The organism is Pantoea sp. 18059 (assembly GCF_902706165.1).
GTDB classification, from domain to species: Bacteria; Pseudomonadota; Gammaproteobacteria; order Enterobacterales; family Enterobacteriaceae; genus Pantoea; species Pantoea agglomerans.
This window is the reverse complement of record NZ_CACSJS010000001.1, coordinates 1,394,077-1,418,473: the sequence shown is the minus strand read 5'-3', so window position 1 is coordinate 1,418,473 and position 24,397 is coordinate 1,394,077. Positions and strand designations below refer to the sequence as shown.

22 protein-coding genes and 1 riboswitch are annotated in these 24,397 nt (G+C 55.5%); of the genes, 12 read left to right on the top strand and 10 right to left on the bottom strand.

What is annotated here, in order from left to right:
* Window positions 1-22 precede the first annotated feature (22 nt).
* The 7 genes from GVJ63_RS06625 (at window position 23) to mglC (ending at window position 8,265) form a co-directional block, all read left to right on the top strand.
* A complete protein-coding gene (locus GVJ63_RS06625) occupies window positions 23-1,150 on the top strand; it encodes a YbfB/YjiJ family MFS transporter (protein ID WP_010671002.1) in 1,128 nt (375 codons plus the stop codon).
* A gap of 125 nt (window positions 1,151-1,275) precedes the next feature.
* Window positions 1,276-1,941 (top strand): GTP cyclohydrolase I FolE, encoded by a 666-nt coding sequence (gene folE, locus GVJ63_RS06620; protein ID WP_010248259.1) that lies wholly within the window; start codon window positions 1,276-1,278, stop codon window positions 1,939-1,941.
* A gap of 49 nt (window positions 1,942-1,990) precedes the next feature.
* Window positions 1,991-3,151, top strand: a complete 1,161-nt coding sequence (gene yeiB, locus GVJ63_RS06615) for a DUF418 domain-containing protein YeiB (protein WP_159226593.1) — start codon at window positions 1,991-1,993, stop codon at window positions 3,149-3,151.
* 147 nt (window positions 3,152-3,298) lie between these two features.
* On the top strand, window positions 3,299-4,339 hold the full coding sequence (gene galS / locus GVJ63_RS06610; protein ID WP_022625039.1) for an HTH-type transcriptional regulator GalS: 1,041 nt from the start codon (window positions 3,299-3,301) through the stop codon (window positions 4,337-4,339).
* 311 nt (window positions 4,340-4,650) lie between these two features.
* Window positions 4,651-5,646: a galactose/glucose ABC transporter substrate-binding protein MglB gene (gene mglB / locus GVJ63_RS06605; protein ID WP_010248252.1), complete on the top strand. Its 996-nt coding sequence runs from the start codon at window positions 4,651-4,653 to the stop codon at window positions 5,644-5,646.
* Between the two features lie 68 nt (window positions 5,647-5,714).
* Window positions 5,715-7,235 carry a galactose/methyl galactoside ABC transporter ATP-binding protein MglA gene (gene mglA, locus GVJ63_RS06600; protein ID WP_010248250.1) on the top strand — a complete coding sequence of 507 codons (1,521 nt, stop codon included), beginning with the start codon at window positions 5,715-5,717 and terminating at the stop codon, window positions 7,233-7,235.
* Window positions 7,236-7,254: 19 nt separating this feature from the next.
* The gene (gene mglC / locus GVJ63_RS06595) at window positions 7,255-8,265 is read left to right on the top strand and encodes a galactose/methyl galactoside ABC transporter permease MglC (protein WP_010248248.1); all 1,011 of its coding nucleotides are present in this window, start codon (window positions 7,255-7,257) and stop codon (window positions 8,263-8,265) included.
* A 655-nt stretch (window positions 8,266-8,920) separates the two neighbouring features.
* Here the strand turns inward: mglC and sanA are convergent.
* The 6 genes from sanA to metG all read right to left on the bottom strand — a co-directional run bounded on the left by sanA (window position 8,921) and on the right by metG (window position 16,098).
* Window positions 8,921-9,640: an outer membrane permeability protein SanA gene (gene sanA, locus GVJ63_RS06590; protein WP_010248246.1), complete on the bottom strand. Its 720-nt coding sequence runs from the start codon at window positions 9,638-9,640 to the stop codon at window positions 8,921-8,923.
* A 135-nt stretch (window positions 9,641-9,775) separates the two neighbouring features.
* A complete protein-coding gene (locus tag GVJ63_RS06585) occupies window positions 9,776-11,473 on the bottom strand; it encodes an NAD-dependent malic enzyme (protein ID WP_010248245.1) in 1,698 nt (565 codons plus the stop codon).
* Window positions 11,474-11,742: 269 nt separating this feature from the next.
* On the bottom strand, window positions 11,743-12,633 hold the full coding sequence (gene cdd, locus GVJ63_RS06580; protein ID WP_045140642.1) for a cytidine deaminase: 891 nt from the start codon (window positions 12,631-12,633) through the stop codon (window positions 11,743-11,745).
* 120 nt (window positions 12,634-12,753) lie between these two features.
* Entirely contained in the window at window positions 12,754-13,446 is a 693-nt protein-coding gene (locus tag GVJ63_RS06575; RefSeq protein ID WP_022625036.1) for a CidB/LrgB family autolysis modulator, read from the bottom strand.
* Complete coding sequence (locus tag GVJ63_RS06570; protein WP_159226592.1) at window positions 13,439-13,831, bottom strand: CidA/LrgA family protein; 393 nt, start codon at window positions 13,829-13,831, stop codon at window positions 13,439-13,441. Before GVJ63_RS06570 ends, GVJ63_RS06575 begins: the two co-directional genes overlap by 8 nt.
* A 233-nt stretch (window positions 13,832-14,064) precedes the next feature.
* A complete protein-coding gene (gene metG / locus GVJ63_RS06565) occupies window positions 14,065-16,098 on the bottom strand; it encodes a methionine--tRNA ligase (protein WP_159226591.1) in 2,034 nt (677 codons plus the stop codon).
* Between the two features lie 177 nt (window positions 16,099-16,275).
* On the opposite strand from metG, the gene apbC reads away from it, so the two are divergent.
* Window positions 16,276-17,388, top strand: a complete 1,113-nt coding sequence (gene apbC / locus GVJ63_RS06560; RefSeq protein WP_159226590.1) for an iron-sulfur cluster carrier protein ApbC — start codon at window positions 16,276-16,278, stop codon at window positions 17,386-17,388.
* Here apbC and GVJ63_RS06555 read toward each other — a convergent pair.
* Window positions 17,385-17,840 carry a GNAT family N-acetyltransferase gene (locus GVJ63_RS06555; RefSeq protein WP_010670997.1) on the bottom strand — a complete coding sequence of 152 codons (456 nt, stop codon included), beginning with the start codon at window positions 17,838-17,840 and terminating at the stop codon, window positions 17,385-17,387. The genes apbC and GVJ63_RS06555 overlap by 4 nt on opposite strands.
* A gap of 236 nt (window positions 17,841-18,076) precedes the next feature.
* Here GVJ63_RS06555 and ahpC point away from each other — a divergent pair, with 236 nt between their 5' ends.
* Together ahpC and ahpF are read left to right on the top strand one after the other, a co-directional pair.
* Window positions 18,077-18,640: an alkyl hydroperoxide reductase subunit C gene (gene ahpC, locus GVJ63_RS06550; protein WP_010248225.1), complete on the top strand. Its 564-nt coding sequence runs from the start codon at window positions 18,077-18,079 to the stop codon at window positions 18,638-18,640.
* Between the two features lie 71 nt (window positions 18,641-18,711).
* Window positions 18,712-20,280, top strand: a complete 1,569-nt coding sequence (gene ahpF / locus GVJ63_RS06545; protein WP_159226589.1) for an alkyl hydroperoxide reductase subunit F — start codon at window positions 18,712-18,714, stop codon at window positions 20,278-20,280.
* Window positions 20,281-20,334: 54 nt separating this feature from the next.
* On the opposite strand, the gene GVJ63_RS06540 is transcribed toward ahpF, so the two are convergent.
* Both GVJ63_RS06540 and GVJ63_RS06535 read right to left on the bottom strand, forming a co-directional pair.
* Window positions 20,335-21,294, bottom strand: coding sequence for an AEC family transporter (locus tag GVJ63_RS06540; RefSeq protein WP_022625034.1), 960 nt, complete (start codon window positions 21,292-21,294; stop codon window positions 20,335-20,337).
* Between the two features lie 97 nt (window positions 21,295-21,391).
* Window positions 21,392-21,589, bottom strand: a complete 198-nt coding sequence (locus GVJ63_RS06535) for a hypothetical protein (protein ID WP_010248217.1) — start codon at window positions 21,587-21,589, stop codon at window positions 21,392-21,394.
* Between the two features lie 307 nt (window positions 21,590-21,896).
* A riboswitch (TPP riboswitch) is annotated at window positions 21,897-21,997 on the top strand.
* Between the two features lie 34 nt (window positions 21,998-22,031).
* Between GVJ63_RS06535 and thiM the strand changes: the two genes are divergently transcribed.
* Complete coding sequence (gene thiM / locus GVJ63_RS06530) at window positions 22,032-22,829, top strand: hydroxyethylthiazole kinase (protein ID WP_159226588.1); 798 nt, start codon at window positions 22,032-22,034, stop codon at window positions 22,827-22,829.
* A complete protein-coding gene (gene thiD, locus GVJ63_RS06525; RefSeq protein WP_060680598.1) occupies window positions 22,816-23,616 on the top strand; it encodes a bifunctional hydroxymethylpyrimidine kinase/phosphomethylpyrimidine kinase in 801 nt (266 codons plus the stop codon). The genes thiM and thiD overlap by 14 nt, the downstream gene beginning before the upstream one ends.
* Before the next feature lie 52 nt (window positions 23,617-23,668).
* Here the strand turns inward: thiD and GVJ63_RS06520 are convergent, their stop codons facing one another.
* Window positions 23,669-24,355 (bottom strand): GntR family transcriptional regulator, encoded by a 687-nt coding sequence (locus GVJ63_RS06520; protein ID WP_010248206.1) that lies wholly within the window; start codon window positions 24,353-24,355, stop codon window positions 23,669-23,671.
* Window positions 24,356-24,397: the final 42 nt, after the last annotated feature.

Genomic DNA, 24,397 nt, shown 5'->3' with positions numbered 1-24,397 from the left:
GCAGAACAACAGGAGTTCAGCAATGGCGTTACGCGTCGCGCTCAGCGCGTTTTTAACCTTATTTGTCGCGATGGGCATTGGCCGGTTTGCTTTCACGCCCCAGGTGCCGCTGATGATTCAGGCACACCAGCTGACACTCACCAGTGCCAGCCTGGTGGCGGCACTTAACTATCTTGGCTATCTGTGTGGCTCATTTGATGCCATGCGCGCACACCGGCGGGTTGAGCTGCGATTGCAGGCGGGCGTATGGGGCGCGGTGATCCTGACCCTGCTCTCAGCATTCGCCAGCGGACCGTGGCTGCACGGCGCAATCCGCTTTCTGATTGGCTGGGCCAGCGGCTGGGCGATGGTGCTGGTGGCGGCCTGGAGCAATGAACAGCTGCATCGCCATGGACGGGCAGGGCTGTCAGCGGCCGTTTTTGCCGGGCCAGGCTGCGGCATTTTTGTCAGCGGTCTGCTGGGGGTAGCGCTGCACACATTGCAGGTTTCTGCCGGTCTGGCCTGGGCCGCTTATGGTGCGCTGGCGCTGCTGCTGATTGCGCTGATTACCCGTAATCTGCCGCGTCGGGGCGAACTGCATCGCCCGGATCAGGCACCCGAGCCGCTGGTGCTGGATCGCAACCTTAAACGGCTGGTACTGAGTTACAGTCTGGCGGGCTTTGGCTACATTCTGCCCGCCACCTTTTTGTCGCAGATGGCCGCCACGCGGTTTCCTGACGGCATCTTCGCGCAGTTTGTCTGGCCGATTTTTGGCGGCGCGGCGATGATCGGCATCCTGCTGGGGATCCTGACGCGGCGCTGGGGGCACAGCCACGTCCGCCTGGCTCTGGTGCTGTGGGCGCAGGCGCTGGGCGTATTTGCCGCGGCGCTGCTGCCAGGCTTTAGCGGCCTGCTGGCCGGTGCGCTGCTGGTGGGGGGCGGTTTCCTCAGCGTGGTGCAGCTGTCGCTGCTCTGCGCCCGTGAGCTGGCACCCAATCATCTGCGCTACATGGCTGGCCTGCTGACCACCGGCTATGCTATCGGGCAGCTGGTCGGCCCGCTGCTCTCTTTTCTCTCCACAGCCCTGTTACATCGGCTGGAGCCTGCCCTGTGGGTTGCAGGGGTTAGCCTGGTCTGGGCCGGCCTGCTGGTGTGGCGGCGAACCGGGTGAAAAGCTTTCATCACCAATCTGATTGATTGCTGGATTCCCCGCAAAGAAAGTTTCACAATACGCGCCTGATTACAGGGCCCGCTGGCAAAAGCTGGCGGGCGTAACACCAGCCGGAGAAGAGTAAGATGAGCACCCTAAGTCAGGAAGCTGCCCTGGTTCACGAAGCGCTGCTGGCGCGTGGACTGGAAACGCCGTTACGTGCACCGACGCGCGATATAGATGACAACACACGTAAAAGTCTGATTGCCGGGCACATGACCGAGATTATGCAGCTGCTGAATCTGGATCTTGAAGATGACAGCCTGATGGAAACGCCGCATCGCATCGCCAAAATGTATGTGGATGAAGTCTTTTCCGGTCTCGACTACGCCAACTTCCCGAAAATCACCGTCATTGAGAATAAAATGAAGGTTGATGAGATGGTGACCGTGCGTGATATCACGCTGACCAGCACCTGTGAACACCACTTTGTGATCATCGATGGCAAAGCGACCGTCGCCTACATTCCCAAAGAAAAGGTGATTGGCCTGTCGAAAATCAACCGTATCGTGCAGTTCTTCGCCCAGCGCCCGCAGGTGCAGGAGCGTCTGACGCAGCAGGTTCTGGTCGCACTGCAGACGCTGCTGGGCACCAACAATGTGGCTGTTTCTATTGATGCGGTGCATTACTGCGTGAAAGCGCGTGGCGTAAAAGATGCCACCAGTGCCACCACGACGACCTCTCTGGGTGGCCTGTTCAAGTCCAGCCAGAATACCCGCCAGGAATTTTTGCGCGCGGTGCGCCATAGTTGAGTCTACGGCGGGCGCATAACGTTGCCCGCCTCAATGGTGCAGGTGCCGCATGCAACGCTATCACGCGCTGGATTTCATTCGTGGATGTGCCATTCTCGGCATTCTGCTGCTCAATATTGTCGGCTTTGGCCTGCCTTCTGCCGCCTACCTTAATCCGGCATGGCAGGGCAGCGTCAGCCTGTCCGATGTCTGGACATGGGCGATCTCTGACGCCTTTGCCCAGCTCAAATTCCTCACCCTGTTTGCGCTGCTGTTTGGCGCAGGTCTGCAAATGCAGCTGCCACGCGGCAGTCGCTGGCTGACTGCCCGGCTCTCACTGCTGGTGCTGATCGGTTTTCTGCACGGCGTCTTTCTCTGGGAGGGCGATATCCTGCTGGACTACGGCATTATCGGACTGGTGGTCTGGCGGGTGTTGCGCGATGTCCCTTCCACACGCAGCCTGATGAATACCGGCATTCTGCTCTACCTGGTGGGCTGTGGCGTTCTGCTGGTGTTTGGGTCAATCTCCGATCCTGAACCGACCCGATCCTGGCTGCCAGGTGCTGCCGATCTGCAATATGAACAGTACTGGAAACTGACCGGCGGCTGGGAAGCGATACAGAACCGGCTGGATCATCTCTCGTCAGGATTGATGGCGCTGGCGGCGCAGTATGGCTGGCAGCTGGCGGGCCTGATGATGATCGGTGGCGCACTGCTGCGCAGTGGCTGGCTGATCGGCGAGTTTTCAGTGCAACATTACCGTCAGGCGGCGGCGCTGCTGCTGACGATGGGGTTGTTAATTGCGGTGGCCGGTGTGGCAGCGCAATGGCTGTTACATTGGGAATTCCGCTGGACCGCTTTTTATCTGCAAGCCCCGCGCGATCTCGCCAGCCCGCTGATTAGCCTGGGCTATGCCGCGCTCTGTCTGGCTTACTGGCCGCAGATAGCGCGCTGGCGCATCAGCTATGCCATTCAGTGCGTGGGCCGCATGGCGCTGACCAACTATCTGCTGCAGTCGCTGATCTGCACCACGCTGTTCTATCGCTTCGGCTTCTATATGCACTTCACCCGGCTGGAGCTGGTGCTGATGGTGCCTGCGGTCTGGCTTATCAATATCCTCTTTTCACTCATCTGGTTACATTTCTTCGCACAGGGTCCGCTGGAGTGGCTGTGGCGGCGGCTCACGCTGATCTCAGCCGGTAAATCGCGCATCACTGACAACGCCAGATAATGACCGCCATCACAAAGGTTACAGAATTGTATGTAACCGTTTTCATTGATGTGACGCAATTCACGCTGTACGCCTCCTGCCCCTGACAAAATAGCGCCGGTGTTCAACCCGGCGTGATGCCTTATTTTTCCTTTGTGGAACTGCTGCATGATAACAATTCGTGATGTTGCCCGTCAGGCTGGCGTGTCGGTGGCGACCGTGTCGCGCGTCCTCAATCAGAGCAGCGCCGTCACCTCTGACACCCGCGACGCCGTGTTACAGGCGGTGGAAGCGCTGGGCTATCGCCCCAACGCCAATGCGCAGGCGCTGGCGACGCAGGTCAGTGACACCATTGGCGTGGTGGTGATGGATGTTTCGGATCCCTTCTTCGGTGCACTGGTTAAAGCGGTGGATACCGTGGCGCAGCGTGTGCACAAACATGTGTTAATCAGCAACTCCTGGCATCAGGAAGAGAAAGAGCGTCATGCCATTGAAGTGCTGATTCGTCAGCGTTGCAGCGCCCTGGTGGTGCACGCGAAAACGCTGCCTGACGCTGAGCTGGCGGATTTCATGCGCCACGTTCCGGGCATGGTGGTGATTAACCGCATCGTGCCCGGATTTGAACACCGCAGTGTCAGTCTGGATAACGTCACGGGTGCATTGATGGCTTCACGAACCCTGCTACAGCAGGGGCATAGCCGGATTGGATACCTTTGTTCCAGCCATCCCATCGAAGATGTGGCGCAGCGCCGTGAAGGGTGGATTCAGGCGATGGCAGAGCAGGGCATCCGGCCCCAGGAGAGCTGGATAGCCAGCGCAGAGCCCGATATGCAGGGCGGCGAAGCGGCGATGGTAGAACTGCTGGGACGCAATCTCAACCTCAGTGCGGTGTTTGCCTATAACGACGGCATGGCGGCTGGTGCACTCACTGCGCTGAAAGACAACGGCATCCAGGTGCCACAGCATTTTTCTGTCATTGGCTTTGATGACATCCCCATTTCCCGTTACACCGATCCGCAGTTAACCACTGTGCGCTATCCCATTGTATCTATGGCAAAAATCGCCACTGAACTGGCGCTGCAGGGCGCAGCCGGACTGCTGGATGACACGGCAACGCACATCTTTATGCCAACGCTGGTGCGGCGTCATTCGGTGGCGCAGCGGCAAAATGTGGAGTCCGTCACTAATTCAGGCGATTCAGCCATGTAACCGTTTTCAATCTGTGATTACATTCACAGTTAATTAACATTGCTCTCACTATGATGGCAGCGTCTTACCGGACTGAAACATTATGTAACGCCAGTGTAACGGCATCAGTTGTGGTCTCAGTAGCCGGTTAAAGGGTTTATACCCTCTTCATGGAAGCATTCTGGCACAGGGAAGTCAGGTTTTAGACGGTGTTCAATGGCTTAACATTCTCATTACGTTAACCGACGCGCCGATCTGTTTTACCGATTGCTCTCCCGCCTGTATGGCGCGGTAGCGCTAAAAAGACCCTGCATAATAAAACCGGAGATACCATGAATAAGAAGGTTTTCACGCTTACAGCACTGGTTGCCAGCATGATGTTTGGTGCAACCGCTCACGCAGCTGACACCCGTATCGGCGTGACCATTTACAAATATGATGACAACTTCATGTCAATGGTGCGCAAAGACATCGAGAAAGAAGCGAAAGCGATCGGTGGCGTGCAGTTGCTGATGAATGATTCACAGAACGACCAGTCCAAACAGAACGATCAGATTGACGTGCTGATGGCAAAAGGCGTGAAAGCGCTGGCGATTAACCTGGTTGACCCGGCTGCGGCTGCGGTTGTAGTAGACAAAGCGCGTGCCAACGACGTGCCGGTGGTCTTCTTCAACAAAGAACCTAACGCCAAAGTGCTGGCCGGTTATGACAAAGCTTACTATGTCGGTACCGACTCTAAAGAGTCAGGCATCATTCAGGGTCAGCTGATTGAGAAGCACTGGAAAGCCACACCCGCGTGGGATCTGAACAAAGATGGTCAGATTCAGTTCGTGCTGCTGAAAGGCGAGCCGGGCCATCCTGATGCAGAAGCCCGTACCAAATATGTGATCGATACCCTGAACAAAGATGGTCTGAAAACCCAGCAGTTAGCGATGGATACTGCAATGTGGGATACCGCGCAGGCCAAAGATAAGATGGATGCGTGGCTGTCAGGCCCGAATGCCAAAAAAATCGAAGTGGTGATTGCCAACAACGATGCGATGGCAATGGGTGCGGTTGAAGCGCTGAAAGCGCACAACATGACCTCAATCCCGGTCTTCGGCGTCGATGCACTGCCAGAAGCGCTGGCGCTGGTGAAATCCGGTGCGCTGGCCGGTACCGTGCTGAACGATGCGGAAAACCAGGCGAAAGCAACGCTGGATATTGCCAACAATCTGGCTAACGGCAAAGCCGCCACCGACGGAACAAACTTCAAGATGGTTGATAAGATCGTCCGCGTTCCTTACGTGCCGGTTGATAAAGAAAATCTGTCTCAGTTCGTGAAATAAGATCGATTACGGGCGCGACCGCTGTCGCGCCTTTTTTATGTCACCACCGTTTTTTAGCCAGGTAAAATATGGCCAGTGATAATACGACCGCGCAGCGAGAATATCTGCTGGAAATGACGGATGTCTCAAAATCATTTCCCGGCGTTAAAGCGTTAGATAATGTGAATTTAAAAGTGCGGCCTCACTCTGTTCATGCATTAATGGGCGAGAACGGTGCCGGGAAATCTACCTTATTAAAATGCCTGTTTGGTATTTATAAAAAAGATACCGGCAGTATCCTGTTTCAGGGTAAAGAGATCGACTATAAAAGTTCCAAAGAGGCGCTGGAAAATGGCGTGTCGATGGTGCATCAGGAATTAAACCTGGTCCTGCAGCGTACCGTGATGGACAATATGTGGCTTGGGCGTTATCCGCGCAAAGGCTTCTTTGTCGATCAGGATAAAATGTACCGGGATACCAAAGCGATTTTTGACGAGCTGGATATTGATATCGATCCGCGCGATAAAGTTGCCAATCTTTCTGTATCGCAGATGCAGATGATTGAAATTGCCAAAGCGTTTTCCTACGACGCGAAAATTGTGATTATGGATGAGCCGACCTCCTCGTTAACCGAGAAAGAGGTTAATCACCTGTTCACGATTATTCGTAAGCTGAAAGATCGCGGCTGTGGCATTGTTTATATTTCGCACAAAATGGAAGAGATTTTCCAGCTGTGTGATGAGATCACTATCCTGCGTGATGGTCAGTGGATCACCTCTCAGCCGCTGGAAGGGCTGGATATGGATAAGATCATCTCCATGATGGTTGGCCGTTCACTGAACCAGCGTTTCCCTGATCGTACTAACGTGCCAGGCGAGACGATTCTTGAGGTGCGTCATCTGACGTCACTGCGTCAGCCATCGATTCGCGACATCTCATTTGATTTGCGTAAAGGGGAGATACTCGGCATTGCCGGGCTGGTGGGCGCCAAACGTACCGATATCGTCGAAACGCTGTTTGGCATTCGCGAAAAATCGGGCGGCACCATTAAACTGCATGGTAAACCGATTAATAATCACAGCGCCAATGAAGCCATTAACCACGGTTTTGCGCTGGTGACTGAAGAGCGTCGCTCAACCGGTATTTATGCTTTCCTCGACATTGGTTTTAACTCGCTTATTTCCAATATCAAAAAATATAAAAACAGTATGGGACTGCTGGATAATAAACGCATGAAGAGTGATACCCAGTGGGTGATCGATTCTATGCGTGTAAAAACGCCAGGCCACCATACTCAGATTGGTTCGCTTTCGGGCGGTAACCAGCAAAAAGTAATTATTGGCCGCTGGTTATTGACCCAGCCTGAAATCCTGATGCTTGATGAACCCACTCGCGGTATTGATGTTGGTGCAAAATTCGAAATTTACCAGTTAATTGCTGAGCTGGCGAAAAGAGAAAAGGGCATCATTATTATCTCATCCGAAATGCCGGAGCTGTTAGGCATTACCGATCGTATTCTGGTAATGAGTAATGGTCTGGTAGCAGGCATAGTTGATACCAAAACGACCACGCAGAACGAAATATTGCGTTTAGCGTCATTACACCTTTAATGAAGCAAGGGCTGTTAACATGAAAGCGACTACAAAAAAGAATGCGCTAACCTGGTTAAAAGAGGGCGGCATTTATGTCGTGCTGCTGGTATTGCTGGCTATTATTATTTTCCAGGACCCCTCATTTTTAAGTTTAATGAACCTGAGTAATATTCTGACCCAATCTTCGGTGCGCATTATTATTGCACTGGGTGTGGCGGGTCTGATTGTGACGCAGGGTACTGACCTGTCAGCCGGACGTCAGGTCGGTCTGGCGGCGGTGGTTGCCGCGACGCTGCTGCAGGCGATGGATAACGCGAACAAGGTCTTCCCGACGCTGGATACGGTGCCGATTCCACTGGTTATTCTGACCGTGTGCATCATCGGCGGCGTGATTGGTCTGGTCAACGGTGTGATTATTGCTTACCTCAAGGTAACGCCATTTATCACCACGCTGGGCACCATGATCATCGTTTACGGTATCAACTCACTCTATTACGACTTTGTTGGCGCATCACCGATTGCCGGTTTTGATACAGGATTCTCGAAATTTACCCAGGGCTTCTTACGCTTTGGTGATTTTAAGCTCTCGTTCATCACCTTCTACGCCGTGATTGCCATTATTTTCGTCTGGGTGCTGTGGAATAAAACCCGTTTCGGCAAGAACATTTTTGCTATCGGCGGTAACCCGGAAGCGGCGAAAGTCTCAGGCGTTAACGTCAACCTGAACCTGATCATGATTTATGCCCTGTCAGGTGTGTTCTACGCCTTCGGCGGGATGCTGGAAGCGGGGCGTATCGGTTCGGCCACCAACAACCTTGGCTTTATGTATGAGCTGGATGCGATTGCGGCCTGTGTGGTCGGCGGTGTCTCCTTCGCCGGTGGTGTGGGTAGCGTGGCGGGCGTAGTGACCGGTGTGTTGATCTTCACCGTCATCAACTATGGTCTGACCTATATCGGCGTTAACCCTTACTGGCAGTACATTATTAAAGGCGGCATCATCATCTTCGCCGTGGCGCTGGATTCCCTGAAATATTCCCGTAAGAAGTAAGTCCAACTCCACGCTAAAGAAGCGACCTTCGGGTCGCTTTTTTTATGGGGAGTCAAGGGGGAGCTGCTATGAGGTCGAGGCTGCGAAGGGAACACGGTCAGATCGGAAAGACGCTAAGGCCAGTAAATGATCTGCCCGTGTCATTCCCCCCGCAGAACGCTTTTTATAGCGGAGAGTGCTGGGGTCGTTGCTGTGAGATCGAGTATGCGCAGGAACACGGTCAGATCGGAAAGTCGCAACAGCCGTCATCCATGACACGCTCGGCCCACGCGATTACGCACCTCATCCCTGAGGTGCGCCCGTTTCCGGGCCAACGCTTTGCGTTGTTCAAAAACGCTCCCGGCGTTTTTGTCCCTGGCGTGGGATGCTTTCCTCTTCTGACCGTGTTCCCTGCGCGTTGAGCTTATTCATTGTTATAAGATTCACCCTCTTCAGATTTCTCAGCAGTCTAAGTCGGCTTTCAGAGGGGAAGTAGCACTGAATTATCTACCGTAGTCATGTAATTAATCAGCTTAATGATCGCTGCATAGTAACAGACGGCGACTAAACGTATGCTCCCTGAGCCAGCATATTACCGTCAGCTCCCTGAGCCCTGCACGTCACTGCCAGACTTCGGCACAGCAGTAACCAGCATAAAGAAGCCGCAGTGTGTGACCTATTTCCGCAGCTTCTGTTCCAGCTCCAGCAGCTGCTCCGGCGTCACTGCCGGGTAACTCTGCGCATCTTCAGGGACATCGCGTACGGCGGGGATCGGCACCAATGGGCCCAGGAAGCGGGGTTCGCGCTTAAGCAGGAAGAGATCCACCAGCGCGCCCAGCCGGGCACCTACCTCACGGAAGCGCACGCTAAGCATGTTCTTCGGTGAGGGCACCGCATAACACTGCGCCTGAATACCCAGCTGTAAGGCGATAAACAGCGCACGCTCGCAATGGAAACGCTGCGTGATAATAATGAAGTCGTTGGTATCAAACACTTTGCGAGTGCGCACAATCGAATCCAGTGTGCGGAAACCGGCATAGTCCAGCACGATATCAGCCGGATCGACACCGGCTTTGATGAGATCGCGGCGCATCGTCATCGGCTCGTTATAGCTTTGCAGCGCGTTATCACCGCTTAACAGCAGATAATTGACCTTGCCGCTGTTGTAGGCATTCAGCGCGCCCTGCATACGATAGAGGTAATACTGATTGATGACGCCGGTGCGATAATATTTCGCCGTACCCAGTACCACACCGACCTGACGATGTGGCAAAGAGGCGACATTTTCGTAGATAAAGGGCGCAGTTTTCCAGCTGATCCAGCGATCAAGGCCGAGCGCCGTTGCCATCATCAGTAAGATGATGAAAAGCAGACCAATGAAAACGCGTTTCAGCATGCGCCTGGAGACTCGATGTCAGAATAGTGAGATGGGACAAGGCTACTTGAGCTGTCACTGTGAAGCAAGTTACTGCCGGCTGGCTGTGCTCTTTTTGAACACTGCCGGATCGGATGCAATCCGGCAGTCTGAAGATTAAATCGAGGTACGACGATAATGACGGTACTGCGGCAGCCAGAAGTTGTTGGCGATAGCCTGTGACAACACATCTTCAGAGGTCACCACGGCGACACCCGCCAGCTGAGCAGCTTTACCCACTTCCATCGCAATGATTTTCGATACACCCTGGATATCTTTAATCTCAGGCAGCACCGGGCCTTCACCTTCATTCACCAGCGGAGAGCAGTCAGCAAGCGCGCGGCTGGCGGTCATCAGCATGGTATCAGTAACGCGGCTGGCACCCGAAGCAATCACACCCAGACCAATGCCCGGGAAGATGTAGGAGTTGTTGCACTGCGCAATCGGATAGGTTTTACCGTTCCAGCTCACCGGCGAGAACGGACTGCCGGTTGCGACCAGCGCGGCACCGTCTGTCCAGGCGATGATATCGGCTGGCGTCGCTTCCACGCGTGATGTCGGGTTCGACAGTGGCATCACAATAGGGCGCTTACAGTGCTTGTGCATCTCGCGGATGATCTCTTCGGTGAACAGGCCCGGCTGGCCAGAGACACCAATCAGAATATCGGGCTGCGCATTGCGCACCACGTCCAGCAGCGAGATGGAATCATTGGTAACATCCCACTGCTGCAGATTTTCGCTCTTCTGCACCAGCTTGCTCTGGAAATCGAGCAGGTTAGGCAGCTTGTCAGTGAGCAGACCAAAGCGATCCACCATCATTACCCGGCCACGCGCTTCCTCGTCACTCAGACCTTCGGATTTCATCTGTGCGATGATCTGTTCAGCGATACCACAACCCGCGGAACCGGCGCCCAGGAACACCACTTTCTGCTCGCACAGGCGGCTGCCGGCGGCGCGGCTGGCGGCAATCAGCGTACCCACGGTCACGGCGGCAGTGCCCTGAATATCATCATTAAAGCAGCAGACTTCATCGCGATAGCGGTTCAGCAGCGGCATGGCATTCTTCTGGGCGAAATCTTCAAACTGCAACAGCACTTTCGGCCAGCGGCGTTTAACGGCCTGAATAAAATCGTTCACGAACGCATCATACTCTTCGCCAGTGATGCGCGGATGACGCCAGCCCATATAGAGCGGATCGTTCAGCAACTGCTGGTTGTTGGTACCAACATCCAGCACCACCGGCAGGGTGTAAGCCGGACTGATGCCGCCACAGGCGGTGTAGAGTGAAAGCTTACCAATCGGGATACCCATACCACCGATGCCCTGATCGCCGAGGCCCAGAATACGCTCGCCATCAGTCACCACAATCACCTTCACATTCTGCTTGGTGGCGTTTTGCAGCATATCTTCGATATGGTCGCGGTTAGGGTAGGAGATGAACACGCCACGCGCACGACGGTAGATTTCAGAGAAGTGTTCACAGGCTGCGCCGACGGTCGGGGTGTAGATGATGGGCATCATCTCTTCGAGATGGTTATCCAGCAGGCGGTAGAACAGCGTTTCGTTGGTGTCCTGGATGTTACGCAGGTAGACATGCTTATCGTTATTGTTTTTGAAGTCCTGGAACTGACGCCAGGCACGCTGCGCCTGCTCTTCAATCGATTCCACTGCTTCTGGCAGCAGACCGTTGAGGTTGAATTCGTTACGTTCTTCGATACTAAAGGCGCTGCCTTTGTTCAGCAGGGGAAATTCCAGCAAAATCGGGCCAGCATAAGGGATATACAGCGGGCGTTTACTTTCGTAGTCGAGTTCCATGCGGTAATGCTCCGGTTGCAGTGTTGTCTGGCGTCACGCCGGAAAGGTAGCGCCAGTTTTCTTACCCGTTATAGCTCAGACTGCAGGCCTGGCAGCGGCAGGGGAACCGCTGCAGAAACATTCACGACCGTGCTGCTATCCTGCAACCTGAATTATTCAGAGTAATTTGTAATGTCGTGAATTCTGGCGCCAGATCCTATGAAATTTCCCGCAGAAGTACAGCGTTTGTTCATAAAAGCTCACAAAACTGTGGCCTCTCTGACAGCGGGTTATGCTTTGTACAGCGTCACCTGCAGCAGCTCACCGCAACCAAATGTCTCAAGCGTCGCCTGTGTGGCGGCGAACTGGCTTAGCGTGGCATTTTCCACTTCGGCTAATACCGCTTTTTTTATCTGACGAACATCGCCACCCTGCATGTTGAGCAGGACCAGCGCCGCCTGAAGGGGCGGGAAACTCGGGTTAAAGGCGGCATTTTCCGCATAGCGCCCGGTGACAATCGCGCCGTTTGCGGTCAGCAGCGCAACACCGGCGTGTGACTGGCTGTAAGGCGCGTGGCTGGCATTGGCAGCGGCAACCGCGGCCTGCACCAGTTCATCGCCTTCGGCTACATAGCCGTGATCCACGCTGTCCATCAGGAAGGTCGTGATGTCCAGATCGCGCGGTCCAAAGGCATCCGGCAGATAATCGGCCAGGGTGCTGACCGCGCGTTGTGGCAGGCTGATGCGAATGTTCGTGCCGCTGTTCAGCTCGTTCATAAACTGACGGCAGTGACCGCACGGTGTGTAGTTAACGGTGATCGTCTCAAGCTGACTTTCGCCACGCAGCCACGCATGGGTAATGGCGCTCTGCTCGGCGTGAACCGTCTGCTGCAAAGGCGTACCGGTAAATTCCATGTTGGCCCCGAAGTACCAGTTGCCGCTGACGCCACGGGCGATAGCCCCGACGTTAAAATGCGACACGGTAGCAACGGCACAGGCCGCCGCCAGGGGCAGCAGCGCCAGCGCCAGAGCATCGGCATCCATCTGTGTCTGTTGCTGCAGTGAGGCGACCTGGTCGGCGCTCAGCACCGCCTGAAAGCCAGGATCGTCCAGCAGCGGAGAGAGTGCGGTTTGCAGCGTTGACGGCAATGCCTCAAAGGCAGAGAGGAAACGGGATTGCATGTGAGCCTCATTAGATTCAGCAGGGCGATGTGCCAGTCACCGGTTTATATGTGATCCACATCGCTCTGACAATGTAACCTGTGTTGCATGTTTCAACTTTGCGAGATCTCTCGCAAACTTTCAGCCAAACCAGTGCAGCAGCAGCGGAAAAATAAACGGCGCCAGGAGTGAGGTGATGATGCCGCAGATCACCAGCGCCAGTGAGCTGAATGCCCCTTCCTGATAGTCGAGTTCAGCGGCGCGTGCTGTGCCGAGGGCGTGCGACGCGTTACCTATCGCCAGCCCGCGCGCTGCCTTAGATTTCACGCCAAGCAGATTCAGTACGGTATGTCCGAACACCGCACCCAGTACTCCGGCAATCAGCACGCAGATGGCGCTGATGGCGGGAATGCCGTGCAGTGAACCGGAGACGGCCATCGCAATGGGCGTGGTAACGGATTTAGGAATGATGGTAGCGGCGATTTCAGGCGTGGCACCCATCCACAGAGCAATAGCGGTGCCAGAGGTCATGGCGGTCACACTGCCGATAAAGCAGACGCCAATAATCGATTTCCAGCGGGCACGGATCTGATGCATCTGCTCATACAGCGGCAGTGCCAGCGCGACAACAGCCGGTTGCAGCAGCTGATTAAGAATCTGACTGCCCGCGAAATAGCGCGAATAGGGCAGCTGCAACAGCAGCAGAATCGGGATAATTATCGCCATCGCCACCAGCAGCGGATTGAGCAGCGAGATTTTCAGCCGTATCGCCAGTTTGCGCGCCAGAAAAAATGCCGCCAGCGTCAGTGGCAGTGACCACCATATTTCACTCATCGCCTGACTCCCCGGCCGGACAGCGACTATGAAGCTGGTGGGCGCTTACGCCGACAATAGAGAGAACCAGGAAGGTGCTGACGACGCAGGAGATCACGATAGGGCCAAACTGCGCGGTCAGAATATCGGTGTAGCTCATTACCCCGACGCTGATTGGCACAAATAGCAGCGCCATATAGCGAATCAGCAGATGGCAGCCCGGTTTAACCCAGCTGACAGGCAGGATCTGCGAGGCGAGCAGGGCAAACAGAATTAACATCCCAAGGATGCTGCCAGGCAGTTTGATGGGCAGCAGCGAGGCGATGCCGATTCCGGCGTATAAGCAGAGATAAATGATGATAAAGGCGCGAAGATAGCGCCCGCAGACAGACAGCACGGTGAGCATGGCAGGCTCCTGTTTTCACTGAGCTTCATCATACGCATTAACCGCTTAGCGTGCTAGCGATCACATTTATGCAGCGGTATGGCCGTAGCAGATACAGATTTTCAGGGGCGGGAGTGGAATGGAAGCGGTGCACATTCAGAGCGAGGAGTGATAACCCTTCGCGCCCGTGATGAGGCACGAAGGGTGTGAGAACGGCACTGCGCTAAGCGGTTAAAGCCGCAGAATGCAGAGTGTTACTTAACGGGCATTCCCGGTACAGCACCACTGTCTACGGACAGCACAAACAGATCTTTGCCGCCAGGACCCGCTGACAGCACCATGCCTTCAGAGATACCAAAGCGCATTTTACGTGGCGCGAGGTTGGCCACGATAATGGTCATTTTACCGACCAGCACAGAGGGATCGGGATAGGCGGCGCGAATACCCGAGAAGATCTGACGCTTTTCACCGCCCAGGTCGAGCTGCAGGCGCAGCAGCTTGTCCGAACCCTCAACCAGTTCCGCCTGCTCAATCAGCGCCACGCGCATATCAACTTTGGCGAAATCGTCGATGGTGATGGTGTCACCTACCGGCGAATCTGCCAGCGGGCCGCTTGCGGCCGGTGCACTGGCGGCAGCGGCATCCTCTTTCGAGGCCTCAATCAGTCCTTCAACCTTTGCCATCTCAATGCGGCTGTAAAGCGCTTTGAATGGCGCAACCTGGTGGTCCAGCAGCGGTTGCGCGATAGCATCCCAGCTCAGTTCGCAGCTCAGGAAGCCTTCTGCACGGGCGCTCAGTGACGGCAGCACCGGCTTCAGCCAGGTCATCAGAATGCGGAACAGGTTGATGCCCATTGAGCAGATCGCCTGCAGATCGGCATCACGGCCTTCCTGCTTCGCCACCACCCACGGAGCCTGCTCATCGACATAGCGGTTCGCCAGGTCGGCCAGCGCCATGATCTCACGAATAGCCCGGCTGTATTCACGACCGGCCCAGGCTTCACCAATCTTCTCTGACGCGTCCACAAAGGTCTGATAGAGCGCCGGATCGGCCAGCTCAGCCGCCAGTTTGCCGTCAAAGCGTTTAGTGATAAAGCCCGCGTTACGTGACGCCAGGTTAACTACTTTGTTGACGATGTCGGCGTTTACGCGCTGGACGAAATCTTCCAGATTCAGGTCGATATCGTCGATACGTGAAGAGAGTTTCGCCGCGTAGTAGTAACGCAGGCTGTCCGCATCCAGATGCTGCAGCCAGGTGCTGGCTTTAATAAAGGTGCCGCGCGACTTCGACATCTTGGCACCGTTGACGGTGACATAGCCGTGCACAAACAGGTTGTTCGGCTTGCGGAAGTTACTGCCTTCCAGCATCGCTGGCCAGAACAGGCTGTGGAAGTAGACGATATCTTTACCGATGAAGTGATAGAGCTCGGTAGTGGAGTCTTTACGCCAGAATTCGTCGAAGTCGATGTCGCCGCGCTTGTCGCACAGGTTCTTGAACGAGCCCATGTAGCCGATAGGCGCATCCAGCCAGACATAAAAATATTTGCCTGGCGCATCCGGAATTTCAAAGCCGAAGTAGGGCGCGTCGCGGGAGATATCCCACTGCTGCAGGCCCGATTCAAACCACTCCTGCATTTTGTTCGCCACCTGATCCTGCAACGCACCCGAGCGGGTCCAGGCCTGCAGCATGGCGCTGAACGAGGGCAGATCAAAGAAGAAGTGTTCAGAGTCGCGCAGAACCGGTGTCGCGCCAGAGACCACCGATTTTGGCTCGATTAACTCGGTCGGGCTGTAGGTCGCGCCACACACTTCGCAGTTATCGCCATACTGATCGGCAGATTTACATTTCGGGCAGGTGCCTTTTACAAAACGGTCCGGCAGGAACATCCCTTTTTCCGGATCGTAAAGCTGGGAGATGGTGCGGTTTTTAATAAAACCGTTCTCTTTCAGACGGCCATAAATCAGCGCAGAAAGCTCACGGTTTTCGTCGCCGTGGGTCGAGTGATAGTTGTCATAGCTGACGTTGAAACCGGCAAAGTCGGCTTCATGCTCGCTTTTCATTTCTGCAATCATCTGCTCCGGTGCAATCCCTAACTGCTGAGCTTTCAGCATGATAGGCGTGCCGTGCGCATCATCGGCGCAGATGAAATAAACCTGATTGCCACGCATTCGCTGATAACGCACCCAAATGTCGGCCTGGATATGCTCGAGCATGTGGCCGAGATGGATTGATCCGTTCGCGTAAGGCAGTGCGCACGTTACCAGAATTTTTTTAGCGACTTGAGTCATAGTTTGCGTAGCTTTCTGTTGATTGAAAAAACGGGCTTAGATGGTAACTGAAGGCTTCTCCTGCGTAAACACAAGGGATTCACCCCCTCCGGTCACCGCAGATCCACGAGCATCTGATATCATTGACAATACATCGCTGAAACACAGCGTAAGCACAGCAGAAATAAGGAGTAGGGGATGACAGCACAATCCCGGGAACCGCAGACGCCAGAAGGCCTGCGCGCCATCGTGGCTGGCGTATTGAGAAGCTTTGAGCATCCGACCCTTAAGCAGAATCTCACCGCCCTGAAGGCGTTACATCACGTGGCACAGCTTGACGGTACGCTGCATGTGGAGCTGCTGATGCCGTTTGCCTGGGCCAGCGGGTTCGACGTCCTGAAAGAGCAGGTCAGCGCCGAACTGCTGCGTCAGACCGGCGCGAGTGCCATCGACTGGCGACTCAGCCATGACATTGCCACCCTGAAACGGGTGAAAAACCAGCCGGGCGTCAACGGCGTGAAAAATATTATTGCGGTCAGCTCTGGCAAAGGCGGCGTGGGTAAATCCAGCACCGCCGTGAACATGGCGCTGGCGCTGGCAGCAGAGGGGGCGCGGGTCGGCATTCTTGACGCCGACATTTATGGCCCGTCAGTGCCGAACATGCTTGGCACCCAGAATCAACGGCCTACCTCGCCGGATGGCACCCACATGGCGCCGATCATGGCGCACGGGCTGGCAACCAACTCTATTGGTTATCTGGTCACGGACGACAATGCCATGGTGTGGCGCGGGCCGATGGCCAGCAAAGCGCTGATGCAGCTGCTGAACGAGACGCTGTGGCCTGAGCTGGATTATCTGGTGCTGGATATGCCACCCGGTACCGGCGACATTCAGCTGACACTGGCGCAGAACGTACCGGTCACCGGCGCGCTGGTGGTGACTACGCCGCAGGATATCGCCCTGATTGATGCCCGCAAAGGGCTGGTGATGTTTGAAAAGGTTAATGTGCCGGTACTTGGTGTGGTGGAAAACATGAGCCTGCATATCTGCAGTCAGTGTGGCTTCCATGAGCCGATTTTCGGCACCGGCGGCGCACAGAAACTGGTAGAGGATTACCAGACGCAGCTGCTGGCCCAGCTGCCGCTGCACATTGACCTGCGCGAAGATCTCGATGAAGGACAGCCGACGGTGATTCGCCGGCCCGAAAGCGAGTTTACCGCGCTTTATCGCCAGCTGGCCGGACGCGTTGCTGCCCAGCTTTACTGGCAGGGCGAAGTCATCCCCGGCGACATCGCCTTCCGCGCGCTCTAAGCACGACCCGACCCGCTGGCATATTGCGAAGCCAGCGGGTAGTGCATTAGCACGTAGCCGCCATGTTCGCCTTCGCCTTGTGAAATCATCTTCCAGCCATGTTTCAGGTAAAAGGCCTGCGCTGCTTTATTCTTCTGCAGGCACTTTAGCGCACCGGTTGAGGTAAAGCGCGCCTCTGCCGCCTTAAGCAAAGCGCTGCCCACGCCGCGCCCCTGCCAGTCAGGATCGACATAGAGGCTGTGCAGGAAGTTATCGTTCTCCAGCAGGCCGGCAAATCCGACCCGCTGTCCATCAGCTTCCGCGACCAGCACGGTTTCACCCAGGATTACCCCATCAAAATCTTCCAGCTGCCACTCGCTGCCGTCCAGCCAGCGCCAGTTATGCCGACGCGCCGCCAGAAACAGCGTACGCAGAAAAGGACGATCGGCTTCAGTAAACGGACGAATCTCCACAAGTCAGCTCCCTTTTAATCCGGTCTTACAAAACTAGCAGCGATTCGCGGAGAGGGGCGGAAAAGATAAAGCGGGTTAAATGTCACGTAAATCACTGTACACTGCCTGCCGGGCCAGAGAGCATCAGGCTCTTAGCGTTTGATAGCTTTCGTTAATCAAATTGATAACGACTGCATATTAGATGTTGGCCCGGAAATTATGTAACCTGCATCACATATTTTAACGGAGGCCACCAGATGTCTATTATCAATACCAAAATCAAGCCGTTCAAAAACGCAGCATTCAAAAACGGCGAATTCATCGACGTAACCGAGAAAGACGTTGAAGGTAAATGGAGTGTGTTCTTCTTCTATCCAGCTGACTTCACCTTCGTCTGCCCGACCGAGCTGGGCGACGTGGCTGATCACTACGAAGAGTTCCAGAAACTGGGCGTAGATATCTACTCCGTTTCTACCGATACCCACTTTACCCACAAAGCCTGGCACGGTTCTTCTGACACCATCGCGAAAATCCAGTACACGATGATCGGTGACCCGACTGGCGCGCTGACCCGTAACTTCGAAATCATGCGCGAAGACGAAGGTCTGGCTGACCGCGGTACCTTTATCGTTGACCCGGAAGGCGTTATCCAGGCAATCGAAATCACTGCTGAAGGCATTGGCCGTGACGCCTCTGACCTGCTGCGCAAAGTGAAAGCGGCTCAGTACGTGGCTTCTCACCCAGGTGAAGTGTGCCCGGCTAAATGGAAAGAAGGTGATGCAACACTGGCTCCGTCTCTGGACCTGGTTGGCAAAATCTAATTCCGCTTCGGCCTTTCGACCATTCTCCAATCGGGTGCTGCGGCACCCGATTTTTTGACCAGGATATCACTATGCTCGACACAAATCTGAAAACCCAGCTCAAGGCTTACCTTGAGAAATTAACCAAACCTGTTGAGTTGATTGCCACGCTGGACGAAGGTGCAAAATCAACCGAGATCCGTGAACTGTTGGTTGATATCGCCGGTTTGTCTGACAAAGTCAGCTTCCGCGAAGAGAACGATCGTCAGGTGCGTAAGCCCTCATTTCTGATCACCAACCCAGGTTCGAACAGCGGCCCGCGTTTTGCCGGTTCACCTCTGGGTCACGAATTTACCTCACTGGTGCTGGCACTGTTACAGACCGGTGGGCATCCGTCGAAAGAAGCACAAAGCCTGCTGGATCAGATTGCCGCGCTGGACAGCGACTTCCATTTCGAAACCTACTATTCACTCTCATGCCATAACTGCCCTGACGTCGTACAGGCGCTGAACCTGATGGCGGTGATTAACCCGCGCATCAGCCACACCGCTATCGACGGTGGCCTGTTCCAGAACGAGATTCAGGAACGTAACGTGATGGGCGTGCCAGCGGTTTACCTCAATGGTAAAGAGTTTGGTCAGGGTCGCATGAGCCTGGCGGAAATCGTCAGCAAAGTGGATACCAATGCAGACAAACGTGCGGCAGAAGAGCTGAACAAGCGTGACGCGTATGAAGTCCTGATTATCGGCAGCGGCCCGGCGGGCGCAGCGGCAGCCATCTACTCAGCACGTAAAGGTATCCGTACCGGCCTGCTGGGTGAGCGTTTTGGCGGCCAGGTGCTGGACACGGTCGATATCGAAAACTATATCTCCGTACCGAAAACCGAAGGGGCAAAACTGGCCGGTTCACTGCGCGCACACGTGGATGATTACAACGTGGACGTCATTGAAAGCCAGAGCGCCATCAAACTGATCCCGGCAGCGAAAGAGGGCGGAATGCACGCCATCGAAACCGCCTCCGGCGCAGTATTGAAATCACGCAGCATCATCCTGGCGACCGGCGCACGCTGGCGTAACATGGGTGTGCCGGGTGAAGAAGAGTATCGCACCAAAGGCGTGACCTACTGCCCACACTGCGATGGCCCGCTGTTTAAAGGCAAACGCACGGCGGTGATCGGCGGCGGTAACTCCGGTGTGGAAGCCGCTATTGACCTGGCCGGTATCGTTGAACACGTTACGCTGCTGGAGTTTGCCGGTAAGATGCGCGCCGATCAGGTGCTGCAGGATAAGCTGCGCAGCCTGAAGAACGTGGATGTGATCCTGAACGCGCAGACCACCGAAGTGAAAGGCGACGGCACCAAAGTCACCGGCCTGCACTATATCGATCGCACGACGCAGACCACTCATGAGCTGCCGCTCTCCGGTATCTTCGTTCAGATCGGTCTGTTGCCTAACACCCCATGGCTGGAAGGTGCGGTTGAGCGCAACAAAATGGGTGAGATCATCATCGATGGTAAATGCGAAACCAGCCTGAAAGGCGTGTTCGCCGCGGGCGACTGCACCACTGTACCGTACAAGCAGATCATCATCGCCAGCGGCGAAGGTGCTAAAGCCTCACTGAGCGCTTTTGACTATCTGATTCGTACCAAATCGGCAGAGTAACATTTAGTTAGCCAGACAATAGCCCTTCAGCACGTGTGCTGAGGGGCTTTTTTGTTAATAGCCCGCCAGCGTCATCAGCATCATCCAGATTGGCGTTGTGACCGCCGCAAACACGGTAGAAAAGAGCATGCTCGCCGCCGCCGGGCCGGTAATAACATTGAACTTCTGCGACATCAGATAGACGTTAACCCCGACTGCCATCGATCCCAGCAACACCACCACTTTACTCTCCAGTGGCGGCAGATCGGTCAGCCACGCGATAGCCCATACTGTCATCGGTTGCAGCACCAGCTTCAGCAGGCAGATGGTATAGCTCTCTTTTAAGCCATCCCGCACCCGATAGTGCGCCAGGCTCATGCCCAGCGTCACCAGCGACAGGGGTGCGGCCAGTGAGGCCAGCATCTTTAGCGGTTCAGCGGCCAGCAGCGGCAAGGGACGTTGCAGAAAGCTCCAGGCTGTACCGCTGAGAATACCGATGATCAGCGGATTCTTCAGCACGCCGAGCAGGGTGCGCCAGAGTCCTTCCAGCGAGAAGCTGCCCTGTTTTGCCCACTCGACCGAAACGGTCAGTAAGGTCCAGAGGATCAGGCTGTTAAACACCAGCACCAGCGCCACCGGGGGCAGGGCTTCTGGCCCCAGCAGTACCGTGGCTACCGGGATCCCCAGCATCACGTTATTGGAAAAGATGCCGCCCAGCGCAAAAACCGACGCCGCTACGCCATCCAGATTAAACAGCCTTGTTGCCAGCAGTCGTCCCACGATAAACACCAGCAGGCAACTGCCGAAAAAGGCCAGCAACAGACGCGCATCTACCGGTGGACTTTGCGAGAAGGTGCTCATCACCCGAAACAGCATGCAGGGCAGGGCAACATTAAACACAAAGCGGTTCATCCCTTCACTGATGCTGGCGGGCCATTTCCCCAGGCGCGTCAGGCAGTACCCCAGCAGGATCAGGATAAACAGCGGGGCTGACAGGTAAATTTGATGGCTTAAGCTTTCAAACAGCAGTGGCATAGAGAGAGTCTGGTCAGACGATGATTAGTTACCAGACTAACAAATTGCTAACTAACAGTTAACCTGAACTGTGTCCGGAATGACCGTTACCGGGACGCTAACCTAACCAGCGGCGCGCCTGCCGATCGCTGATGTCGCGATAATAGACCCGGTGAATAATTTCGCCACAGCCTGTGCAGCGGGCGGAAATATAGGTGGAGAGGTACTGTCTGCCATTGGGTGCCACGGCACCCTTGCGTTCAATATTAATATCCTGCCATCGATGGCGGTGTGGAATAAGCGCTAAAAATCGCATCATACATCCTGAATAGTATGAAGTTCCGCTTCAGGAGTTTTCTGACTCCATGAAATAAAGTGTTTTTTACGATGATGCTGCAAGCAGGTTAATTATTATGGGGTGACCAGAGTCACTGCGGGAAATATTACCTATCCGGGTAATAAGCGGGGCTACCTATAAAGAGGTATCTCGTTAACCCGCAGCATTAAGCCTTTTTTTGCACCCTCAGGCGTTGATCGGGATCATGTGAATTGTTTCAGCTCCGATTATTTCCCAGGCGGGAGTCGCTTGCTTTCGCTGCGCGGCTTGCCTATGCTGCAAGCCGTAATACGACTCGGGGTGCCGCTTTCCACACGGAAAGGGCTGAGAAAAACCCGCTGACCTGAACTGGATAATGCCAGCGTAGGGAAGTCTGATGCCTGACCGCATTCGCCTTCTTGTTCGCCGGTTGGGAGCTACGATGACACATCAATCTCAACACCTTTCTGCCGCGCACTTCGCGCCCATTCTGCACGCTTTCCGGCGCCAGTCACCGCTGGTGCACTGTATGACCAATGACGTGGTCCAGAACTTCACCGCCAACGTGTTGCTGGCACTCCATGCCTCACCGGCGATGGTGATCGATGCCGCTGAGACTGCCCAGTTCAGTAGCATGGCCGATGCACTGCTGATTAACGTGGGCACCTTAACCCGCGATCGCCAGCAGGCGATGCAGGCTGCCGTCACCGCGGCTAATCAGGCGGGCACGCCCTGGACACTCGATCCGGTTGCCGTCGGCGCGCTGACGCTGCGCAGTGACTTCTGCCAGCAATTGTTAAGCCAGCAACCGGCGGTGATTCGGGGGAATGCGTCAGAGATTCTGGCGCTGGCACAACAGGCCAGCGGCGGGCGCGGTGTCGACACGCTGCATCAGGCGGATGCAGCACTCGATGCGGCCCAACAGCTCGCGGAAACCTGGAGCACGCTGGTGGTCGTCACCGGTGAAGTGGACTACGCCACCGATGGTCAACGACTCCTTGCTGTACACGGTGGAAACCCCTTAATGACACGGGTAGTCGGGACCGGCTGCGCCCTCTCGGCAGTGGTGGCGGGTTTCAGCTCTCTGCCTGGCGATCGGCTGATGAATGTCGCGGCCGCCTGTCAGGTGATGGCGCTGGCGGGTGAAAAGGCAGCGGCGCAGGCTGCCGGCCCCGGCAGCTTTGCCACGGCGTTTATTGATGCACTCTGGACGCTGGAGGGTAATCATGAAGCGTATTAACGCTCTGACGATTGCGGGTACCGATCCCAGCGGCGGCGCAGGGATTCAGGCCGATCTCAAGACCTTCTCCGCTCTGGGAGCCTATGGCACCAGCGTCATCACCGCGCTGGTGGCACAGAACACCTGCGGCGTGCAGTCGGTTTATCGCATTACGCCTGACTTTGTTGCTGCCCAGCTCGATTCGGTGCTCAGTGATGTGCGCATCGACAGCGCAAAAATTGGCATGCTGTCAGAAACGGCTATCGTGGAGCAAGTCGCGGCTCGGCTGAGAAATGCGGCAATCCCGTTTATCGTGCTGGACACGGTCATGGTCGCGAAAAGTGGTGATGCGTTGCTCTCGCCAGACGCCGTAGCCAGTGTACGGGAGCTGTTATTGCCGCAGGTCTCGCTGATCACGCCTAATCTGCCGGAAGCGGCGGCGTTGCTGGATTGCGCCATTGCAGCAGATGAAGAGGAGATGCGCGAGCAGGGACGGGCACTGCTGGCACTGGGCTGTCAGGCCGTGCTGATGAAGGGCGGTCACCTTGCGGCGGCAGAGAGCCCGGACTGGCTGATCACGCACTCAGCAGAGCAGCGATTCAGTACGCCGCGCGTGAATACCCGGCATACGCACGGCACCGGCTGTACGCTGTCGGCAGCCTTAGCCGCGTTGCGACCACGTCATGCTGACTGGGCAGAGACGATTGGGGAAGCCAAAAACTGGTTACAGCAGGCGCTGCTGCAGGCAGATTCGCTGGAGGTCGGGAAGGGTATCGGGCCGGTTCACCATTTTCATCAATGGTGGTAACGACGAAGGCCCGCATCGACCTGGTAATCAGGTGGTGCGGGCGGTTCCAGGTTCAGGGTGCTTCAAACCAGGCGCTGTTACGCTCGGCAATCGGGGTGATAGAGAAGATCATCTCCTGCAGATGACGACGCATTGCCGCTTCGGCTGCATCGGCGTCATGACGCTTCAGCGCCGCAAAAATCTCTTCATGCTGCTCAATCAGCTTGTCCGGTGGAGAGACTTCACTCAGCGTCAGAAACCGCACCCGGTCCATGGCCGCTTTGATGTTCTCCACCGTTTCCCAGGCCAGCTTACAGTCGATGCTTTCAGCAATCAGGCGATGAAACTCATCGTCCAGAGTGAGAAAAGCCTGGCTGTCATGCCGTTCAGCGGCCATGCGCTGCAGCTGCAGGTTATGCTCCAGCGCCATCAGGGCCGGATCATCAATCTCCAGTGCCGCACGGCGAACCACCGACACCTCGACTGCCTCCCTGATAAAACGGCCATCCGCCACCCGCTTAGCGGAGATTTTGCGCACGAAAGTGCCACGCTGCGGCAATACCTGTACCAGTCCGGCTTCGGCCAGCTTGATGAACGCTTCACGCACCGGCTGGCGTGAAACGTTGAAGCGCGCGGACACCTCTTTTTCCGAGAGCAGCGAGCCCGGCTGAATTGCGCAGGTGACGATATCTTTGCGCAGATACCGGTAAATCTGCTGATTTACCGGTTCGCTGGTAGTAATGGTATAGGCGATCGACATGCAGCAATATCCATATTACGGCTGGCAGGGGCCAGCGCGATG

Excerpts from the sequence above, each read along its gene's own strand:
- GVJ63_RS06625 (WP_010671002.1), top strand. The coding sequence starts at position 23 with ATGGCGTTACGCGTCGCGCTCAGCGCGTTTTTAACCTTATTTGTCGCG.
- folE (WP_010248259.1), top strand. The coding sequence starts at position 1,276 with ATGAGCACCCTAAGTCAGGAAGCTGCCCTGGTTCACGAAGCGCTGCTG.
- yeiB (WP_159226593.1), top strand. The coding sequence starts at position 1,991 with ATGCAACGCTATCACGCGCTGGATTTCATTCGTGGATGTGCCATTCTC.
- galS (WP_022625039.1), top strand. The coding sequence starts at position 3,299 with ATGATAACAATTCGTGATGTTGCCCGTCAGGCTGGCGTGTCGGTGGCG.
- mglB (WP_010248252.1), top strand. The coding sequence starts at position 4,651 with ATGAATAAGAAGGTTTTCACGCTTACAGCACTGGTTGCCAGCATGATG.
- mglA (WP_010248250.1), top strand. The coding sequence starts at position 5,715 with ATGGCCAGTGATAATACGACCGCGCAGCGAGAATATCTGCTGGAAATG.
- mglC (WP_010248248.1), top strand. The coding sequence starts at position 7,255 with ATGAAAGCGACTACAAAAAAGAATGCGCTAACCTGGTTAAAAGAGGGC.
- sanA (WP_010248246.1), bottom strand. The coding sequence starts at position 9,640 with ATGCTGAAACGCGTTTTCATTGGTCTGCTTTTCATCATCTTACTGATG.
- GVJ63_RS06585 (WP_010248245.1), bottom strand. The coding sequence starts at position 11,473 with ATGGAACTCGACTACGAAAGTAAACGCCCGCTGTATATCCCTTATGCT.
- cdd (WP_045140642.1), bottom strand. The coding sequence starts at position 12,633 with ATGCAATCCCGTTTCCTCTCTGCCTTTGAGGCATTGCCGTCAACGCTG.
- GVJ63_RS06575 (WP_022625036.1), bottom strand. The coding sequence starts at position 13,446 with ATGAGTGAAATATGGTGGTCACTGCCACTGACGCTGGCGGCATTTTTT.
- GVJ63_RS06570 (WP_159226592.1), bottom strand. The coding sequence starts at position 13,831 with ATGCTCACCGTGCTGTCTGTCTGCGGGCGCTATCTTCGCGCCTTTATC.
- metG (WP_159226591.1), bottom strand. The coding sequence starts at position 16,098 with ATGACTCAAGTCGCTAAAAAAATTCTGGTAACGTGCGCACTGCCTTAC.
- apbC (WP_159226590.1), top strand. The coding sequence starts at position 16,276 with ATGACAGCACAATCCCGGGAACCGCAGACGCCAGAAGGCCTGCGCGCC.
- ahpC (WP_010248225.1), top strand. The coding sequence starts at position 18,077 with ATGTCTATTATCAATACCAAAATCAAGCCGTTCAAAAACGCAGCATTC.
- ahpF (WP_159226589.1), top strand. The coding sequence starts at position 18,712 with ATGCTCGACACAAATCTGAAAACCCAGCTCAAGGCTTACCTTGAGAAA.
- GVJ63_RS06540 (WP_022625034.1), bottom strand. The coding sequence starts at position 21,294 with ATGCCACTGCTGTTTGAAAGCTTAAGCCATCAAATTTACCTGTCAGCC.
- GVJ63_RS06535 (WP_010248217.1), bottom strand. The coding sequence starts at position 21,589 with ATGCGATTTTTAGCGCTTATTCCACACCGCCATCGATGGCAGGATATT.
- thiM (WP_159226588.1), top strand. The coding sequence starts at position 22,032 with ATGACACATCAATCTCAACACCTTTCTGCCGCGCACTTCGCGCCCATT.
- thiD (WP_060680598.1), top strand. The coding sequence starts at position 22,816 with ATGAAGCGTATTAACGCTCTGACGATTGCGGGTACCGATCCCAGCGGC.
- GVJ63_RS06520 (WP_010248206.1), bottom strand. The coding sequence starts at position 24,355 with ATGTCGATCGCCTATACCATTACTACCAGCGAACCGGTAAATCAGCAG.